Genomic DNA, 19,995 nt, shown 5'->3' on the forward strand with positions numbered 1-19,995 from the left:
TTTATACCTTAATATCTATTTTGATTTTTTTAGCGATATCATTATTACTAATAGCAGTTGTAATCTGAGATTTGATAAAGGATTTATCCTCTTCTTTTAATCGTAAAAATCTATGGCACTTATTACAAGTTTCGTATGTCATATCAATAAATTCTTTTCTGATTTTATTAATTTGAGGTGAATTAAAAACTTTATATAAACCATCAGTTACATTAGATAAGTTAAACTCTGAAGAAAAATCTTGACAACATAATGACATTTTTCCATCATAAGATATAACCGGAGTATAAAAAGGAAAATGACACCACTTTTTCTCATTAGATATATACTCAAAATTAAAGTAATGTTCTTTTAGCCTCTCATCATAAGAAGGAATAAATTCTATGCCATTAAAATAAGAAGAAGGATATAAAGGACTAACCTCTAAATAATCAATTAACTCAGCCCAGTTTTCTAAAAATAAATTAAAGTCTGACTTAACTGAAAAAATATTGTTTATTCCAATCTCCATTTTAGAATTGCTATTATTTTTTGCATCTCTAAGTAGTTTCAAATTTCTTTTTATTTTTTCATATTTCAAAGGATATCTAAACAATTCAAAGCTTTTTTTATCCCATCCATCTATTGAAAATCTTACATAGTCTACCATCAAGAGAGTTTCGATATATTTATCAACATCAGAACCATTAGTTGATAAAGTTATAATAAATCCATTATCTTTTCCATATTTTACTAGGCTATCAAGTTCAGGATGTAAAGTTGCTTCTCCTGTTTGATATAAACTGATATCTTTCACCCCTAGTTTTTTTGCATCATCTAAAATACTCTTAAAAAGAGAAAACTCCATAAAACTATTTTTTCTAGAACCATTCATCATCTCTCTAGCACAAAAATGGCATTTGGCACTACATGCAGTTGTAATATCAATAACTAAACTTTTTGGTATATACTCATCTTTTAAATATCTCATTATCTTATACTAACTTTTAATATATCTATAAAACTATCTTTAATAGTATTTATGTAGCATTTTTCTACAACATTCTTATGAAAATTACATGCTTTTTTATATACTTCATCATCTGTTATTAAAGCACTAAGATAACAACTAAATTTTTTGTAATTATCAATAGGGTAATTTTTTAAACCAATTGCATCTGAAATTATAGTTTTATATTCTTCAAATATACCAGTAAAATGTCTTTTGGACTCTGGATCATCGACAATGGTAACTATAGGTTTTCCTTTTGCTGCATATTCTACTTTTGATACTCCTTGCCGTAAAGGAAAAGTATCTGGCATTATATCAATAATCTGTGCATATATATGAGCATCTACATGACCCGGAAAATAAAATCTATTTACTAAAGTGCTATCTATATTCTTTATTTTATCTACTATTGGTTGTTTATTACCACTTCCACATGCTAGATAAATTATATTAGGATTATTCTTCATAACTTTACATATCACTTCTAAATAATCTTGACTATCAAGTTTTATAAGTCTTCCAATAGTTCCCAAAATAATCGAATTATCAGGGAATTTAGATCTTATTTCTTTAACAGCATTAATGCTAATATTAGGATTAAGTTGTTCTTTAGTGTGAGGGACCTGAAATCTTAAGAATTCAAAGCCTTCTATAATCTCTTTTTTAAAATCTATTGATCCATGATGAATCCTTAAATCAATCCCCTTTACATTATATACATAATTTCCATGACTCCAATATATCTGCTTATGTGCAGTTCTATTTACAAATAAAAAATTCACTAAAGGGAAATTATTTGTTCCAACAATCATAATATCTGTGTTGTGATTGATGATAGATTCTCTTAATTTTATAGCTTTTTTATAATGATTTCCATAGAAACCAAATGTTTCTAAAGTATCACTATTTGGATTATAAACTTTTATTCCAAGATTTTCAAAAAGCTTTATTGCTTCTGAATCATCTTGGCTTTTTTCAAAATAATCACATGAATATATACTAATTTCATAATTAGCCTTGAATTTTTCATTTTCTAATAGTGTTTTTAAAAGTGAAATTTCTACGTTTGTAACAGAAGTCATTGCAATACGATCTTTTACAAGGGCAATCTTTGTTTTTTTATTATGAGTTTCTTTATTTTTTAAAAGATCTTCTTTTTTATAATATAAAGAAGCTGGATATGTTATCTCTTCATTAAATTTTTTTATCTCATTTTGTGTTTGAAAAAGATTTCCCATCACATGCCAAATGAAAAACTCTAAATACATAGCTTCATCTGTCTGATTATTTTCAAGATGCCAAAAAAGTAAGTTTTTCAATTTAGGGTATAATACTATCCAACTACTATGATTATGATATTCAGAAATATTTGATATAAAATGAAGGTACCAATTAAATAAAGATCTTCTTTCTATATTTTTTAAAGAAAAGTACTTTTCTTTACTAAGTAACTCATCCAAACATTTTAATATAAAATCCAATTTAATTTCATTATTATTAAAAAATTGTCTTAAAAAAGTATTGTATTCAAGATTTGTCATTTTATGAATCTGAAGTATAAATAGCCTTTGAAGATAATTTTTTAAAGAATTACTATCAAGAGTTAATATTTCACCTAACATTATTATATCGCTTACAATTATCTGTATATCCGAACAATAATCTAATTTTCCATATTGATCTTTTAACTGTTGTAGTATTATATTTATAAATTTATTATCTGGTTCTATATTTGGTATTTGTGATATTATTTCATGTAAATAGATAGTATCCCCCATTGGTTTGAGATTACCTGAGATATTACTTGCAAGTTGTATATATTTTTTTTGGAGATCATAGACTAATCCCAAATATTCTTTATTATATCTAGCTTCTATATGTTTTTTGTATTCTCTTTCTATAATTATAAATAATATTATACATTGTTTAAATTCATAAAAGTTAGATATAGTTTTTATACAATTTGAAAATTTTTTTATATATTCATTTATAAAATCTCTTTTAATAAACTCTTCTAATTCAGTTTTTAACTCTGGATAGTTCATAACTATACTAATCCTTTTTTAACTTCAAAAAACTTTTTCATCACTTGCCTTTTCTATTTTTAAAATATATTTTTCTCCCCCTTTATAGAAAAATGCAGGATAATTTTCATTATCGACTATTCTAAAAAGATTAAATTGCTCATTTATAGACTTTTCTATATTTAATTCACTATCTTTTGCAGTTCTTTTTTTATAAAAACTCTCTTCACCAACTTGAGGTTTAGAAAATTTATATTTTTCATAATTTTTTATAAATTCTAAGCACATTTGGATTGTTAATTCTGCTTGTTTAGCTCTAAGTTGTTTATTTAGTTCTGTGCCATCTAAAATTAAACGCTTCTTCATATAAATGTTTCCATTATCAATTCCATTTGAAGCTTCAAACATTGAAAAAACTATCTCATCTTGTCCTTCTAGTATTTGCCAAAAAAGAGGTGCCCAACCTTTACCTTTTGGTAAATCACTTTCATGAATAACAATATTGTGTAAATTCAACTTTAAATATTTTTCTTCGATTATTTTATGATATCCCAAAATAAATAGTATATCAAATGATTCATGCAAATTTTTATGTTCAAAAAATAATACAGAATCTCTAATCTTTAATTGTAAATCTTTTGCATAATCTACAAACCATTGATTAGGTGATGTTAAAATCGCAACTTTCATTATTTTATTACTCTTACACTTTTAAATGCCTCAACGTATCTTTTACCAATTCTCATACCTTGATATTTTGCATTTAATTCTATCCCTTCAAGACTTCTTGGGTGAGGATATTCACACAATTCAGATGTATACTCTTTCATAGCCTCTATTTTTAAATCGATAGTATCAGATATATCATAATATGTATCAGGAGAAAAAGATAAAGGGTAATTCCATTCAGTAGATGATAGTATCTCAAAACTATATATCTCTTTTACACATTCATTTTCCATTGGTCTTGTTGCTGTAATTACTGCTTTATAGGTTATTTGATGATCAATATTTAAATCATGTTCATAGTGGGTAAAAATAATATCTGGTTTCACTACCTCTTTTACTTTTGATATAACTTTAATAATATCAAGCAAATCGACACTATCAAATCTATTATCAGGAAAAGTTTCGACAAAAACTTTTTTTATTCCTATAACATCATTCGCTTTTTGTATCTCATTATTTAATATTTTTATTTCATCTTTTTTATTTTCAACTAATCTTTTTTCATCCCTTGATGTTTTTCCTTCACCAAGAATCAAAGTATAAGCTTCATATCCCTCTTTAATAAGTTTAGAAACTGTGCCAAAACACCCCAATACTTCATCATCAGGATGAGCTGCAACTATTAAAATTTTTTTACTCATTTTCAATTACCTCAAATCGACCTACTAATTTATTATTTTTTAAATGTACTTCACTAAATTCAATCTTTATTTTATCAAGATTAATATATGCTTTAGGATACCCCTGTGCATCAAGCATTCGAATAAAATCATACATTTTATTTAAAGTTTTTTCGTTAAGGCCTAAAATATCACTTTCCTTTGCTTCTCTTCTTTTGAATTTTACCACCTGCCCAGTTTGTTTTTGAGGTAATAAATCATTTTCTAAAAAATCAGGAATCATCTTCTCAAATATAATATTTGAAATACGAATAAAGTTTTCTTCAGCACTTCCTACACTAATATTAAAGTCATATTTTAAAAACACATCTCCCGTATCTAAACCACCATCAACTTTAAGTGCAGATATTTTAGTTTCATAAACCTCATTCATAATTAAGTTTTGAAAAGGACTACCTCCTCGACCATATGGTAAATCTGTCATATGAAACACTATACATGTAAAATTATTATAAATGTCATCTCTTATAATCCATGACCAATGAGGGAAAAAAATATATTTAGGATTAATTTTAGATATAAGTTCGTATGTTAACTCTTCTTTATTGGTTATAAGATGAAATTTATATTTATTTTCATTAAATTCTTTAATCTTGAAAAAGTTTTTTATATTCCATTCTTTTATAGTTGCAATAATTATATTTTCCATAATTTACCTATCAGCTTTTGTTAATAGCTTAATTAATTTTTTTTGTAACTTTACAGTGTCAAAGGAATTCAAAACATCAAAATTTTTCTTTTTTAAATATGAATATATCTCTTTTTGATTACTTGCTGTTTTTATTGCTATAAATGGAACTTTCATAAAATAAATTTCATTTATAGTCACACTTGGGGTAATTATAGCAAGATTACTTTTTGCCATTAGTTCTGCAATTTTATTTGAGTTTACATGTAATTTAATCCATTTTTCATATTTACAGTATTTTACTAAACTTTTTAAATTTTTATTTGCAGTTGTTGTGACTAAATTTATTCTTATTTTTTCTTTATAAAGTTTATTAACTTTTTTTATAGTTTTTAGTATATCTACATTTATATTGCTATGATCCGCTCCACCCATTGCAATAAAAACTAAAAAAGTATTTCTACTTAAACTTCCTCTTTTTCTTTTTGATTTTTTCTTTTCAATTAAAAATTCTTCTCTTAAAAGAGTAAATTTACTTCCACATCTTAATTCACAGTTAGATGGTACTAAATTTTTATATTTTTTTTTACTTGCACCCATATTGTGATTTAACAATATATCACAATGGTGTTTTTCATAAGTATCATCAAGTACCATAATTTTTAATTCTGGATTTTTAACTTTTAATTGTTTTTCATAAGTGTAGTCAATACCATAATGATCTATTATAATCATATCAATAGATAGTTTTTTTATGAGTATTTCTACTTCTTCTATATCATTAGATTTTAGGATAACTTTGTTATATCCAGTTTCATCAATTTTATGATTCACTGACCCCTCTAGTTCTTGAGTGGCAAAAGTAATTTTTGATTTGGGATACTGTTTTGCAAGAACAAGATCTCGCATAATATGCCCAATACCTATTTTAGATGAAGAGTCTGTTCTAAAAAGGATATTCATATTAAAATTCTCTATTTTGTTTTAATGCAGAATACATATATTCAGCTCTAGTCCAATCTTCTAATGTATCTATGTCTTGCACTAAATGTCTTGGTAAAATAATAGGTATGCTATCTTTTCCAAACATTACTTCACCTGAATTTTTACCTACTTTAGTCCAATAAAATTGTCCTGCATCTTGGTAAGCTTCTTCTAAATCTTGGCTTCTTTTCATATAATTTTCAGGCCAAAACATTTTACATCTATTATTCTCATCTATTTTAAAAGTTCTTTGAATCGGAAAAGGCATGGAAGTGCATGAAAAAGTATTTATTGCATCATTGTTTTTTAACTTAGTATAACCTTCCACTAAATATTTTTCTTGAAGTAATGGTGCCGTTGCATAAATTGTGCAACAATAATCATATACTTCTCCCTTTAGTTCAAGAAAGTCTATTGCATGCTTTGTTACATCAGCTGTACCTGTAAAATCATCACTTAATTCTTTAGGTCTTAAAAAAGGTACTTCTGCACCATATTTTTTAGAAATTTCTGCAATCTCTTCATCATCTGTACTTACCACAACTTTTTCAAACAATTTAGACCTTAATGCTGTTTGAATACTATATGCAATTAAAGGTTTACCATGGAAGTCTTTAATATTTTTTTTAGGAATTCTTTTACTACCACCACGAGCAGGAATAATAGCAATAGACTTAGGCATTACATATCTCCAAGATTGAGTTTATTACATATATTTGTTCATCTTTTGATAAAAGAGGGTAAATAGGTAAACTTATAGCCTTTTCATAATATTCATCCATTATAAGAGTATTTTCATTCCCATATCCTAAATTTTGATAGTATGGTTGTTTATTTATGGGAATATAGTGATATTGAAGACCAATATTTTTCTCTCTCATTTTTAAAACAAACTCTTTTTTATCAAAGTTTAATTTATCAAAATCAATTTTTACTACATATAAATGGTAAGCTGAATCATTAGTAAAAGAGTATAATGGCTCAATAAAATCTATACTATCAATTAATTCATCATATCTTTTGGCAATTGTTCTTCGTGAAATTAAAAATGAATCTAATCTTTTTAATTGAGATATTCCTAATGCACATGAGATATCAGTTAATCTATAATTAAATCCTAACTCTGTCATATCATAATGCCAAGGTGCAACTTCACTATTTGATTTCATTCCATGATTTCTTAAAAGCATAAGTTTTTCATAAAGCTCTTTTGAATTGGTAGTTATTGCTCCACCCTCTCCTGTAGTTAAACTTTTAACAGGATGAAAAGAGAAAATAGAGATATCACTATTTGTGCATGAGCCAGCTTTTATACCATCTTGCATAGCTCCAATAGCATGGGCATTATCTTCTAAAATCTTGATTTTATATTTTTCTTTTATCTCTTTTAATTTTTTTTGATTTAGCATATTTCCTGAAAAAGATACACCAAATATAGCTTTTATTGAAGAATCTTTTTTTAAATACTCTTCACAAAGATCTAAATTGATATTTCCATCTTCGTAAATATCCACAAAAACTGGTTTTGCATTTACATAAAGCATTGAATTAGAAGTTGCTAAAAATGAGTTTGGTGTTGTTAAAACTTTGTCACCATCATTTAAAAGTACCATTGAAGCTAAATGCAAAGCAGCAGTGCCATTTGATACAGCCACACAATATTTTGCATCACAATATTTTGCAATTGAGTCTTCAAACTCTTTTACTTTTGGCCCTGTTGTTAGATAATCAGATTTTAAAACTTCAACAATACTATTTATATCTTTTTCATCAATAGTTTGCTTACCATAAGGGATGAAATTCATTTAAATATCTTTTATCAATTCTAAAAATTCTTCTTCTGCTAGCCATTCGTCATTTGTTCCTGAGTTATATTCAAATCCTTGGACTACCTTTTTACCTTTTTCCTCTTTTTTATTTATTAAAAAATCTCTATTTTTAGTAAATGTTATTGTTGGAGCAATTACATAATGGTCTTCAAATTCAATTGTTAAATGAGAATCATCAGCTGGGCACATTATTTCGTGAAGTTTTTCTCCAGGTCTTATGCCAATAATTTTTATAGGAAGATTAGGAGCCATTGCTTTTGCTAAATCTGTCATTTTCATTGATGGAATTTTTGGAACAAAAATCTCTCCACCTTGCATTCTTTGGAAATTTTCAAGGACAAACTCAACACCTTGTTCTAGTGTTATCATAAACCTTGTCATTTTTTCATCAGTTATAGGAAGTTCTTTTTCCCCATTTTCTATAAGTTTTTTAAAATAAGGGATTACACTTCCTCTACTTCCAATTACATTTCCATATCTAACAACAGAAAATTGAATATCACGCTCTCCTACTAAATTATTCGCAGCAACGAAAAGTTTATCGGAAGCTAATTTTGTTGCCCCATATAAATTAACAGGATTTGCTGCTTTATCAGTTGAAAGAGCAATTACTTTTTTAACCTTATTTTCCAAACAAGCATCAATAATGTTTTGAGCACCATTAATATTTGTTTTAATACATTCCATTGGATTGTATTCTGCTATAGGTACATGTTTTAAAGCTGCAGCATGAATAACATAGTCAACATCCCTCATTGCTTTTTTTAATCTTTCTTTATCCCTTACATCTCCAATAAAATATCTCATACAAGAATCATTATAATCTTGAGACATCTCATATTGCTTAAGCTCATCTCTTGAATAAATTATTATTTTATTTGGTTTATATTTACTTAGTATTATTTTTGTAAACTTTTTCCCAAAACTTCCCGTTCCACCAGTAATTAAAATATTTTTATTGTTAAACATGTATAACTCACTTTTTTATAATGATATATTTTAACTAATTTATTATTTAACTTTAATTTTAAGAGTTTATATGAGATAATTTAAATTATTAAATTTAATTAGGTTTTTATATGGCAAACAACATTATTCCAGAAGATATTTTGAAAATTCAAAAAAAACTAGCTACTTTTGAGAAAGGGAGTAGAAATTATAAAAAATATACAAAAATACTTGCTAAACATATTAAAACACATACAATGAAAAAAAGAGTTAACTCTCATATAAAAACAATTGAAACAGTGAAAAAGATAGAAGAAGAATCATCTGAAAAAAAAGATGATTAAAAATAAATATTGCATTTTGTAATATAAGTAACTACTTTAAAAATAATTCGCTAAAATTCCAACATAAAATAAAACACAGGACATAAAACAATGGATGATAATCAAAAAAAATCATTAGAACTAGCTATTAAACAAATTGATAAAACATTTGGTAAAGGAACTTTAATTAGACTTGGTGACAAAGAAGTAGTTCCAACTGAATCAATATCTACAGGATCATTAGGACTTGACTTAGCACTTGGTGTTGGTGGTCTTCCAAAAGGTAGAGTGGTAGAGATTTATGGACCTGAATCATCAGGTAAAACAACTCTGACTTTACATGCTATTGCTGAAGCGCAAAAAGCTGGTGGAGTTTGTGCTTTTATTGATGCAGAACATGCTCTTGATGTAAAATATGCAAAAGATATTGGTGTAGATACTGATAACTTACTTGTATCTCAACCAGATTTTGGTGAGCAAGCTTTAGAAATCCTAGAAACTGTTATTAGAAGTGGAGCAGTTGATTTAGTAGTAGTTGACTCAGTTGCGGCACTTACTCCAAAAGTTGAAATTGATGGAGATATGGATGACCAACAAGTTGGTGTTCAAGCTAGACTTATGAGTAAAGCTCTTAGAAAAATCACAGGTTTATTAAATAAAATGCATTGTACAGTTATCTTTATCAACCAAATCAGAATGAAAATTGGTATGACAGGATATGGATCTCCAGAAACAACTACTGGTGGAAATGCACTAAAATTTTACTCTTCAGTTAGACTAGATATTAGAAGAATTGCAACTTTAAAACAAGGTGAAAATTCTATTGGTAATAGAGTAAAAGTTAAAGTAGTAAAAAATAAAGTTGCACCACCATTTAAACAAGCTGAATTTGATATTATGTTTGGTGAAGGTGTATCAAAAATGGGTGAGCTTATTGATTATGGTGTAAAACTTGATATTGTTGATAAAGCTGGGGCATGGTTCTCTTATGAAGATACAAAAATCGGTCAAGGTAAAGAAAATTCAAAAGTATTTTTAAAAGACAACCCAGAAATTGCACGGGAGATAGAACAAAAAATCCTTGCTGCAATGGGAATTAATGATGAACTAATTCAAGGTGAAACAGAAACTACAGAAGAAGATTAATCAAAGAGAATATTCTCTTTGATTAAAACCATAAAAATCTACCCTTAAACTTACTTATAATCTTTCAAAACACTTTTATAAAAGCAATTACCAATAAAAATTTTAGTAGAATATACCAATTTTATTCAAAACAGGAGACCATAAATGGTATTTATTGATAATGTATATGCAGATGAAGTATTAGATTCAAGAGGAAACCCAACTGTTAGAGCTACTGTTATCTTAAGTGACGGTACAAAACAAAGTGCAATTGTTCCAAGTGGAGCAAGTACAGGAAAAAGAGAAGCATTAGAATTAAGAGATGGAGATGATAGATTTTTAGGTAAAGGTGTTTTAAAAGCTGTTGAAAATGTAAATACTGTTATTGCTGATGAATTAATGGGATTAAGTCCATACAATCAAGCAGAAATCGATGCAACTATGAAAGATATCGATGGAACTTCTAACTATTCAAAACTTGGAGCAAACGCAGTTCTAGGTGTATCTATGGCCGTAGCACGTGCAGCTGCTGCATCTTTAGATATTCCATTATACAGATATTTAGGTGGAGCAAATGCAATGACAATGCCAGTTCCTATGTTAAACATCATTAATGGTGGAGAACATGCAAATAACTCTGTTGATTTCCAAGAGTTTATGATTATGCCTGTTGGATTTGATAATTTCAATGATGGATTAAGAGCTTCAGCAGAAGTATACCAACACCTTAAAAAGATTATTGATGGTATGGGTGAATTAACAGCAGTTGGTGATGAGGGTGGATTTGCTCCAAACTTAAAATCAAACGAAGAGCCTTTACAAGTAATTATGGAAGCAATTGAAAAAGCAGGTTATAAACCAGGTGAACAAATTGCAATTGCTATGGACGTTGCAGCATCTGAACTTATCAATGATGAAGGTAAATATGTATTAAAATCTGAAAACAGAGAAATTACATCTGCCCAATTAGTTGAATACTATGTAGACCTTTGTGCTAAATACCCAATCGTTTCAATCGAAGATGGTTTATCAGAAGATGACTGGGATGGATTTAAATTGATGACTGAAAAATTAGGTGATAAAATCCAAATTGTTGGGGATGATTTATTTGTTACAAATGCAAATATTTTAGCAGAAGGAATCCAAAAAGGGATTGCAAATGCAATCTTAATTAAGCCAAACCAAATTGGTTCTGTTTCTGAAACTATGTTAACAGTTAGACTTGCTCAAAGAAATAACTATAACTGTGTAATGTCGCACAGATCTGGTGAATCAGAAGATGCATTTATTGCTGATTTTGCTGTTGCATTAAATTGTGGTCAAATCAAAACTGGTTCAACTGCAAGAAGTGATAGAATCGCTAAATACAATAGATTATTAGAAATTGGTGCAGAGATTGGGTATGCTGAATACTTAGGAAAACAACCTTTCTCAAAATAATTTATGAAAGAAAATCGTGGTATTATAAAAAAATTTTCGATAATGGCAACAGTTTCTGTTGCCATTACGATATTTCTTGGATATCATGTCTCTAATGTTCTTTTTGGAGATAACTCTTTAGAGGTTTATAACTCTTTAAAACATAAAAAAGAGTATCTTCAAAGTGAAATAAAAAGATTACAACAAGAAAATGCTTATTTACAAAAAGAGTATTTTGAATTAAAAAACTTGGAGCCTGAGGAATGAAAAGACTATTTACACTTCTACTTATACTATCTGTTAGTTTAATTGCTAGAGAAAACCCTTTTGAAGCAACAAACACATACCAAGAAGAAGCAGCAAGATTAATTGAAATCAATGAACCAGAAGATGATTATGCAGTTGAGTTTCAACAAGAGCAACATTATGTTAATGAGATGTATGAAAATATGAATAAGCCTGAGCCTAAGGTTAAACCAGTTACGGAAGAAAAGGTTAAACAAATGATTGAAGAGGTTAAAAAAGAAGTAAAACCTAAAACAATCATTAAAAAAGAGATTATTATAAAAGAGCCAAAACAAGAAGTTGTTTATGTAAAACCAAGACTTGATATTACAAATGAAAAAGAGTTACTTCCTTTTCTAAAAATCGAATATGATAATGATAAATTAGATATTCATACAAACTACAAAGTTACAAAGAAAATGACACTTCCAGGTAAAAAGAAAATCATTTTAGACTTTGGTGCTAAAGAAAATTTTTATACTATAAGAGAAGATTTAAACTCTACAAATTTCCCAAAAATTGCAGTTGGAAATCATAAAAATGAAAACTATTTTAGAATAGTTGTAGAACTAGCTAATATGCCAGAAGATTATGAAGTTACATATGATGATAAGATGGTAAGTATTATTAAGCTTTATGAGTAAAAAAACCTAAATAGGTTTTTTTACCTTTTTCTTCTCACTATTTTTTAAAAAACTAGCAACAATTCTAATTAAAATCATTACAACTAAAACTTCAATAATAGCAGCTAAAATAAAAGCATAATAATAAAACTGTGTAATAGAATGAGTATGATAAGCTAATGTTGCAACAGCAATTAAAAGTGTAATTGGCATCGAATGGGAAAAACCAATCATAAAAAATTTATTCCATCCCATCTCTTTAATAAACAACATAGAAGCTACAAATCTAATCCCTACCATAGCTACAACAATTAAAATTGCACTTACAAGTAATCCATCTTGTAATAATGCATCCAATTCAAAAGAAGCTCCAACAGAGATAAAGAAAATAGGCACTAACCATCCAAACCCAAAATGCTCTAACTTGTGTGAAAGTTTATTGTTATGCTTCTCAAAAAATGTTGTAATAAATGTTCCAGCAATAAATGCTCCAAAAGCAACTTTTAAATGTAATGCCATCATAACAGCAATCATTAAAAAGAAAATAGCCATAGATACTCTAATATCTTGTTCTTGGTGATCTTGCTCTGGCATAAGTAAAGCTTTTATTTCAGGAAACCACCAAATTAGATTATGAAATAGTTTGTAAATAAATAGCATAGAAACTAAAAATGCAATAAATAAAACCATTGTTTTATAAAACTCAATATTAATACCAAACTCTAATGCTGCTGATACAGTTGTTAGTGCAAAAATAGAAACGATTTCTCCAATAAGTCCCACTGTAATTGAAAGCTTAATCCAATCAACATCACCATACTCTTTCTTTAAAGCAGCTAATAAACCAATAGAAATAAGTGGTAACACAACTATAAAAATTAAGCCAAGATCTAAATAAATAGCAATTAATGCAGATAAAGAGAATAAAATCACATTATAAAATATAGATTTTCTTAAAATTGTATTTGATATGGTCATAAGCTTTTTTAAATCAACTTCAAGTCCTGCTAGAAACATCAAATATAAGAAACCTAATTCCGCAACAAGTTCTAATACAGCATGCTCTGTAATAAAAGCAAAATATGCTGCTAAAGCCCCTAACATTATCTCAATAGTAATAGTAGGAAGTTTTATAAACTTTGATATTAATGGTGAAGAAAATATAATCAAAGATATAGTGATAATGATTAATATTTCTTCAGTCATTACTTATTCCTAGTTAATTTCTCTAGTAATAGAAAAACCTAATTTTTCAAGTTCTCTTATATCATCTTGTGGAGATTTTCCTGCAGTTGTTAAGTAATCGCCTATAACAAAGGCATTTGCACCTTTTTCAAAGATTTTATACTCTTCATCTCCAAACATCAATTCTCTTCCACCAGCAACCATAATTTTTTTTGCATTTGGAACCATTTTTCTTGTTAAGGTAATAAGTTCAAAAGCCTCTTCTCTTGTTATAGAATTTTCTACTATTGGTAAAGCTTTATTTGGATGGAAAAAATTAATAGGAACATTCATTGGATCCAATGAAGCAATTGATTCAAGCATTGATACCCTTTGCTCTTGAGTTTCACCTAATCCAAAAATTCCTCCACAAACAAGTCTTAGTCCAACTTGTTTTACATTCTTACAAGTTTGATATCTTTCATCCCAAGTATGTGTTGTAACAATTTCAGGATAGAAATCCCTTGCAGTTTCCAAGTTATGATTATATGCATCAACACCAGCTTCTTTTAAAGTCTCTAATTGCTCCACACTTGCAGTTCCATTACATGCAATTAAAATCAATCCTAGATTCTCTTTTTTAACTGCCCTTGCTGCTTCACAAACAAAAGCTAATCTTTTGTCTGTAAGACCTTTTCCTGCAGTTACTAGACAAAAACCATTTGCGTTATTTGCTCTAGCTCTTTTTGCTTCTTCAACTATTTGTTCAATCTGTTTTTGTTTATATCTTTGAATATCAGCTTTATATTTTACACTTTGGGTACAAAACTTACAATCTTCATTACATGTGCCACTTTCAATATTACAAATTGCACATAAAAATATTTGTTCACTTCTCATAAATTATCTCTTTTTTTAAAAACTCTTTTTTATTTATATCCCTTGAGTAATAGTTGATTATATACTCATTATCTTTAATTTCAAGCAACACACATTCTACTAAAGGTTTCTCTCTAGCGCACACTTCACCAGGATTTAGAAAAAGTGTATTATTTTTATATTCACTTTCAAAAATGTGTGTATGACCAAAAATCACCACATCACAATCACCTGTCATATAATAAGGTAAATGCATTAACTTAAAAGTAGTCTCCTTTATCTTGAAAGGATAAGGCTCCTGCTTTATATTATATTTATTGGAAATAGAGATTAATGACATATCATTATTTCCAAATACGCTTACATATGTAAGTTCAGATTCTTCTAATAATTTTAAATTCTCTTCCAAGCATAAGTCACCAGCATGGATAAGATATTCTGCACCATTCTTTTTTAATAGAGAAATCACCTCTTTAGTATATTCTACTTTGAAGTGACTATCTGATAAAACCCCTATTTTCATATTAAAATTTATTTATCTGTTTTTTTAGTCGTTGTTTTTTTCGCTGTAGTTTTTTTTCTACTAGTGGTTTTTTTTGCTGTAGTTTTTTTTGTTGCACTACCCTTTGATTTTGGGTCTTTAGAAATTATCTCTTTTACTTCTTCTAAAGTTAATTCTTGGGCATCAACACCTTTAGGAATTTTAAAATTTTTTCTTCCTTGCTTAATGTAAGGTCCATATCTTCCATCTAAAATCTGAATCTTATCTTCTGCAAAATCTTGGATTAAAGCCTTAGCTTTTGCTTCATCAATCTCTTGAATAACTTCTAAAGCTCTAGGTAATTCAATCGTATAAGGATCATCAGTTTTAAGTGAATAATATTTTGTTTTAACCTGTAAATAAGGACCAAATCTTCCAATATTTGCTTTTATATCTTCACCCTCATTAGTTTGCCCAACGACTCTTGGTAAAGTAAATAAAAATAATGCCTCTTCAAGGGTAATTGTATCCATATTTAAATGATCAGGAATAGCAACGAATTTTGGCTTTTCTTCATCATCTTTTGTTCCAATTTGAACAAATGGACCAAATCTTCCAACTCTTGCACTTATTGGTTTCCCAGATTTTGGATCAATTCCTATCTCTCTTACTTGAAGATAATCTTCTTTATTAACACTCTCTTCTTTTTCATTTATTGTTTTTTTGAAATCACCATAAAACTCATTCATAACTTGTTGCCAAGCTATTTTTCCATCAGCAATTTCATCAAACTCCTCTTCAACTTTTGCAGTAAATCCTAAATCTACAATCTCAGGAAAATGGTCAACTAAGAAACTATTTACTATCTCACCTGTTGGTGTTGGTGCAAGTTTTTTATCTTCTGTTCGTTCTACATATTCCCTTGCTTGAATAGTTGAAATAGTTGGAGCATAAGTTGATGGTCTTCCAATCCCTTCACTCTCTAACTTTTTAACCAAGCTAGCCTCAGTATATCTAGCAGGCGGTTTAGTAAAATTTTGTTCTAAATCTAGTTTTTCTAAATCTAAAATTGTCCCAACTTTAATAGTTGGCAAGATTTTTTCACTACTATCAAGGGCTGCTTCAGGATTATCACTTCCTTCAGTATAAGCTTTCATAAAACCTGCAAAAATAATTCTTTGTCCCTTTGTTTGAAATTCAAACTCTTTATCTTTTCCTGCACTAATTTTATAAGTGGTGTTTGCTATTTTTGCTGGTGCCATTTGTGTTGCTAAAGTTCTTTTCCAAATTAAATCATATAATTTAAATTGTGCATTATCAACATATGGTTTTATTTCACTTGGTTTTAAAGCTAAATTTACAGGTCTAATTGCTTCGTGAGCCTCTTGCGCTCCCTTTGCTTTTGATTTATAAACTCTTGGTTTACTTAAAGAATACTCTTTTCCATACTCATTTTCTATAACTTCTTTTGCCTTACTTGTAGCAACTTTTGAAAGATTTAATGAGTCAGTTCTCATATATGTGATTAAACCACCTGAATGTCCTGGAATATTACCAACATTTCCTTCATATAATTGTTGAGCAATTACCATTGTTTGTTTTACAGATAATCCAATCTTTCTACTAGCCTCTTGTTGTAGTGTTGAAGTTGTAAATGGAGCAGCAGGATTTCTTGTACTTTCTTTCTCTTCAATATCTATTAATTGGAAATTACCTTGATTTATTGAAGATTCTATCGCTTTTGCTTGTTGTTCATTTTCTACTTTTTCATTTTTTCCATCTATTTTTGCCAATAATGAATCAAAAGATGGATTTATAAACTCAGCTTTTATTCTCCAATACTCTTCAGGAACAAAGGCTCTAATCTCATTTTCTCTATCAACAATAATTCTAACAGCAACAGATTGAACTCTACCTGCACTAAGACCATATCTTACTTTTTTCCAAAGTAATGGAGAAAGTTCATAACCAACAGCTCTATCTAAAATTCTTCTTGCTTGTTGAGCATCTACTAAGTGTTGGTTTACTTCCCTTGGGTTATTAATAGCTTCTAAAATAGCATCTTTTGTAATTTCATGAAATACAATTCTTTTAAGTGGGTTTTTTTCAATTTTTAGTGCAGGAATTAGGTGCCATGCAATAGCCTCTCCCTCTCTATCTTCATCGGCTGCTAGGTAAATAGTAGTATCTTTTGAAATCTCTTTTTTTAAATCACTGATAACTTTTTTCTTATCAGTTGAGATTAAATATTTTGGTTCAAAATTGTTTTCTGGATCAAAGCCTAATTTTGACTTTGGAAGGTCTCTTACATGCCCCATTGAGGCCATTACTTTATAGTCTTTTCCTAAAAACTTTGATATTGTTTTTGCTTTTGCTGGTGACTCTACTATTACTAAATTCTTCACTAAAACTACCCTTACACTTATTATAAATCACGCATTCTAGCATAAAAAAATTAAAAGCATTTAATATTAAAAAATTATGATCTCTTCTTGAATTTCTATATTAAACTGCTCTTTTATCCTATTTTTTGCTTCATTTATTAGATACATTGCATCCTCAAAAGTTCCTTCACCCTCATTTACTAAAAAATTCGCATGAACCTTTGAGAAACTCATATCACCTTTTTTTAATCCTTTTAAACCAACCTGCTCTATCAATCTTCCAGCATAATCACCTTCAGGATTTTTAAAACAACTTCCCGCACTTGGAGTGTGGGGTTGGTTATCTCTCATTTTTTTAAACATTTCACTTTTTTCTTTTGAATACCCAGAAGATAAATTAAATACAAGCTCATAAACTATAGTATTGATATTTGTAAATCTATACCCATATTGAATACCTTCTTTTTTTATATAACCATCTTTTGTCTTAATAGAATCTATATAATTAAAAATCTCCCATTCTTTTAAGCCTGCATTCATTTTTATAAGCCCCCCTAAATTACCAGGAAGTCTCCCTAAAAACTCAAAATTAGCTAAATCATGTTTTTTGGCATATGATAAAAGTTTACCTGATTTTACTGCACAACCCACATAAAGTTTGTCATCTTTTTGTTCAATATACTCAAAAGCTTTTCCAAGCTTTGCAAATTTTGGTGGGTCATTTGATACTAAAATATTATTAGCTTGTCCAATAATTTGATAATCATCATAATCACCTATCTCATTTATGTTTAAAACTTCACAAATGGGACCTATTTTTATTGAACTATATTTTTTAAAATCAATCTCTTCAAAGAAGTTTTTCATTATTTAGCTCTAAATTCCTCATACTCACTTGGAATTAAAAAATCTTTTGCTTTTATTAGATTTTCATAATACCCATGTTTATATCCAAGCTCAAAAAGTTTGTCTAATGCTTTAAATTGAATTTCACTTAGCTCTACAGAGTTATCATTTGCATATAAATCTAAATATGTATCTAAAGTATCAGCATCTACCCTAATTAAACCTTTTTCAAGTAACATAGGAGCTAAAACTTTTCTATTTTTATTTGCAACATCAACAGCTTTAATAAGTGTGTTCTCATAATCAATTGCACTATGAAGAGGAATTGATCTTCTTAAGCACATACCTCCTAATGGTAATGGTAAGTCACCTCCACTAAGTTCAACCCAAATATCCCACATCTCTCGTTCTACTTCAAGTTCATCATTAAAAGTTAGAATTGACTCATGAATTAATACACCTGCGTCAACTTCTCCATCTAATACAGCTTGTTCGATATCTAAAAAGTTCATATATGTGATTCTAGCTTCAGGATAAGCTATTTTAAATAGAAGTGCATTTGTCGTAAACTCACCACTAAGTGCAACTTTAAAATTTCTTTTTAGTTTTGTACCTTTTTTCTTAATTAGTTTAGGTCCGTAACCCTCCCCAAAAGAAACAGCCGTTTTAAGTAAAGCATAATCATCCTTTACTAAAGGATATAAGGCAAAAGAAATGGCACAAACATCATATTCACCTTTTAAAGTTGCTTGATTTAATGTCTCAATATCATCAGCTATATTTTCAAATTTTGCATCTTTAGCAGTAACCCAACCAAACTTAATAGCATAATACATAAAAATATCATCAGCATCAGGAGAATGTGCAACACTTATTGTTTTCAAGATAGACCTTTTATCATAAATTTGTATGGGATTGTAACAAGTTATCAATTACTTTTTGTTTAGCCTCGTTTGTACACTAAATATTCAATTATGTCATGCTAAATTCATAAAGAAGTGTTAAAATTTTATAAGTACTCAATATAAGGGGGAACTCATGAGAGTTAAAATTATTGACTGTACGGAAAAACAACATAAAGATGTTGAAAAAATTGTAAATTTTATAAGTGATTATTTACAAAAAAACAATGTCAATTACACAAAATTAACTTTAAAAGAGTTACAATTTGCTCAATGTACTGAATGTAGATGCTGTACACAGAAAAAAAGTGATGAACCTGTAAAGTGTGTTTTAAAAGATGACTTAAATGATGAACTAGATAATATTGAAGCTGCAAATAGATATATAATCTTAGCAGATAGAAATAATCTATTCTCAAAAAATAAGGTTCATGAAAAATTCTCCCAAAGACTAGTTGCATATTACTATTGGCCATATGGGCAAGTGCAATCTACATTAAGAAGAGTAGCTCAAGCAAAAAGCTCTATTTTGATAAATTATAATACTACAAAATATTTTATGAATCATAGTTTTTATACCTCTAAACACTACATGGAACATACTTCTGCCTCAATAGGAGCAAAAGTTATCGACTGGCAAGCAATAACTCCAAAAAAAGATATTATCAAAAGCTATGAAAAAAGATTAATTGAGATGATAGATAAACTTTTACACTCTTTTGTACAAAGAGCCTCTTAAATTTTTTGGACA

At 28.4% G+C, this 19,995-nt stretch carries 21 protein-coding genes; 6 read left to right on the plus strand and 15 right to left on the minus strand.

The window, feature by feature from the left end:
- Position 1: 1 nt before the first annotated feature.
- Genes FDK22_RS08710 through pseB form a run of 9 tightly spaced genes read right to left on the minus strand, consistent with a single transcriptional unit; the run spans position 2 to position 8,834 of the window.
- The gene (locus FDK22_RS08710; RefSeq protein WP_138152526.1) at positions 2–970 is read right to left on the minus strand and encodes a radical SAM/SPASM domain-containing protein; all 969 of its coding nucleotides are present in this window, start codon (positions 968–970) and stop codon (positions 2–4) included.
- On the minus strand, positions 970–3,036 hold the full coding sequence (locus tag FDK22_RS08715) for a glycosyltransferase family protein (RefSeq protein WP_138152527.1): 2,067 nt from the start codon (positions 3,034–3,036) through the stop codon (positions 970–972). Before FDK22_RS08715 ends, FDK22_RS08710 begins: the two co-directional genes overlap by 1 nt.
- 24 nt (positions 3,037–3,060) lie before the next feature.
- A complete protein-coding gene (locus FDK22_RS08720; RefSeq protein ID WP_138152528.1) occupies positions 3,061–3,705 on the minus strand; it encodes a formyltransferase family protein in 645 nt (214 codons plus the stop codon).
- Positions 3,705–4,385 carry a PIG-L deacetylase family protein gene (locus FDK22_RS08725; protein WP_138152529.1) on the minus strand — a complete coding sequence of 227 codons (681 nt, stop codon included), beginning with the start codon at positions 4,383–4,385 and terminating at the stop codon, positions 3,705–3,707. The genes FDK22_RS08720 and FDK22_RS08725 overlap by 1 nt, the downstream gene beginning before the upstream one ends.
- Positions 4,378–5,073 (minus strand): formyl transferase, encoded by a 696-nt coding sequence (locus FDK22_RS08730; RefSeq protein WP_138152530.1) that lies wholly within the window; start codon positions 5,071–5,073, stop codon positions 4,378–4,380. Before FDK22_RS08730 ends, FDK22_RS08725 begins: the two co-directional genes overlap by 8 nt.
- A 3-nt stretch (positions 5,074–5,076) precedes the next feature.
- Positions 5,077–6,015, minus strand: coding sequence for a UDP-2,4-diacetamido-2,4,6-trideoxy-beta-L-altropyranose hydrolase (pseG, locus tag FDK22_RS08735; protein ID WP_138152531.1), 939 nt, complete (start codon positions 6,013–6,015; stop codon positions 5,077–5,079).
- A gap of 1 nt (position 6,016) precedes the next feature.
- Positions 6,017–6,718 (minus strand): pseudaminic acid cytidylyltransferase, encoded by a 702-nt coding sequence (gene pseF / locus FDK22_RS08740; RefSeq protein ID WP_138152532.1) that lies wholly within the window; start codon positions 6,716–6,718, stop codon positions 6,017–6,019.
- Positions 6,711–7,841, minus strand: coding sequence for a UDP-4-amino-4,6-dideoxy-N-acetyl-beta-L-altrosamine transaminase (pseC, locus tag FDK22_RS08745; protein ID WP_138152533.1), 1,131 nt, complete (start codon positions 7,839–7,841; stop codon positions 6,711–6,713). Before pseC ends, pseF begins: the two co-directional genes overlap by 8 nt.
- Positions 7,842–8,834 (minus strand): UDP-N-acetylglucosamine 4,6-dehydratase (inverting), encoded by a 993-nt coding sequence (gene pseB / locus FDK22_RS08750; RefSeq protein WP_138152534.1) that lies wholly within the window; start codon positions 8,832–8,834, stop codon positions 7,842–7,844.
- Between the two features lie 110 nt (positions 8,835–8,944).
- Here pseB and FDK22_RS08755 point away from each other — a divergent pair, with 110 nt between their 5' ends.
- The 5 genes from FDK22_RS08755 (at position 8,945) to FDK22_RS08775 (ending at position 12,609) form a co-directional block, all read left to right on the plus strand.
- Positions 8,945–9,157, plus strand: coding sequence for a hypothetical protein (locus tag FDK22_RS08755; RefSeq protein WP_138152535.1), 213 nt, complete (start codon positions 8,945–8,947; stop codon positions 9,155–9,157).
- Between the two features lie 90 nt (positions 9,158–9,247).
- A complete protein-coding gene (gene recA / locus FDK22_RS08760; RefSeq protein ID WP_138152536.1) occupies positions 9,248–10,282 on the plus strand; it encodes a recombinase RecA in 1,035 nt (344 codons plus the stop codon).
- Between the two features lie 144 nt (positions 10,283–10,426).
- Positions 10,427–11,701 (plus strand): phosphopyruvate hydratase, encoded by a 1,275-nt coding sequence (gene eno, locus FDK22_RS08765; RefSeq protein WP_138152537.1) that lies wholly within the window; start codon positions 10,427–10,429, stop codon positions 11,699–11,701.
- A 3-nt stretch (positions 11,702–11,704) separates the two neighbouring features.
- On the plus strand, positions 11,705–11,947 hold the full coding sequence (locus FDK22_RS08770) for an FtsB family cell division protein (protein WP_138152538.1): 243 nt from the start codon (positions 11,705–11,707) through the stop codon (positions 11,945–11,947).
- The gene (locus FDK22_RS08775; protein WP_138152539.1) at positions 11,944–12,609 is read left to right on the plus strand and encodes an AMIN domain-containing protein; all 666 of its coding nucleotides are present in this window, start codon (positions 11,944–11,946) and stop codon (positions 12,607–12,609) included. Before FDK22_RS08770 ends, FDK22_RS08775 begins: the two co-directional genes overlap by 4 nt.
- Positions 12,610–12,615: 6 nt before the next feature.
- Here FDK22_RS08775 and FDK22_RS08780 read toward each other — a convergent pair whose 3' ends face one another.
- The 6 genes from FDK22_RS08780 to FDK22_RS08805 form a co-directional block, all read right to left on the minus strand.
- Positions 12,616–13,794, minus strand: coding sequence for a cation:proton antiporter (locus tag FDK22_RS08780; RefSeq protein ID WP_138152540.1), 1,179 nt, complete (start codon positions 13,792–13,794; stop codon positions 12,616–12,618).
- A 9-nt stretch (positions 13,795–13,803) separates the two neighbouring features.
- On the minus strand, positions 13,804–14,652 hold the full coding sequence (locus tag FDK22_RS08785; protein ID WP_138152541.1) for a biotin synthase: 849 nt from the start codon (positions 14,650–14,652) through the stop codon (positions 13,804–13,806).
- Positions 14,642–15,154: a YfcE family phosphodiesterase gene (locus FDK22_RS08790; RefSeq protein WP_138152542.1), complete on the minus strand. Its 513-nt coding sequence runs from the start codon at positions 15,152–15,154 to the stop codon at positions 14,642–14,644. The genes FDK22_RS08785 and FDK22_RS08790 overlap by 11 nt, the downstream gene beginning before the upstream one ends.
- An 8-nt stretch (positions 15,155–15,162) precedes the next feature.
- Positions 15,163–17,517 carry a type I DNA topoisomerase gene (topA, locus tag FDK22_RS08795; protein WP_138152543.1) on the minus strand — a complete coding sequence of 785 codons (2,355 nt, stop codon included), beginning with the start codon at positions 17,515–17,517 and terminating at the stop codon, positions 15,163–15,165.
- Positions 17,518–17,583: 66 nt separating this feature from the next.
- Positions 17,584–18,363: a UDP-N-acetylmuramate dehydrogenase gene (locus FDK22_RS08800; RefSeq protein WP_138152544.1), complete on the minus strand. Its 780-nt coding sequence runs from the start codon at positions 18,361–18,363 to the stop codon at positions 17,584–17,586.
- The gene (locus FDK22_RS08805; RefSeq protein ID WP_138152623.1) at positions 18,363–19,229 is read right to left on the minus strand and encodes a menaquinone biosynthesis family protein; all 867 of its coding nucleotides are present in this window, start codon (positions 19,227–19,229) and stop codon (positions 18,363–18,365) included. Before FDK22_RS08805 ends, FDK22_RS08800 begins: the two co-directional genes overlap by 1 nt.
- 151 nt (positions 19,230–19,380) lie before the next feature.
- Between FDK22_RS08805 and FDK22_RS08810 the strand changes: the two genes are divergently transcribed.
- A complete protein-coding gene (locus FDK22_RS08810; RefSeq protein WP_138152545.1) occupies positions 19,381–19,983 on the plus strand; it encodes a flavodoxin family protein in 603 nt (200 codons plus the stop codon).
- Positions 19,984–19,995 lie beyond the last annotated feature (12 nt).

It is taken from the genome of Arcobacter arenosus (assembly GCF_005771535.1).
GTDB lineage: Bacteria > Campylobacterota > Campylobacteria > Campylobacterales > Arcobacteraceae > Halarcobacter > Halarcobacter arenosus.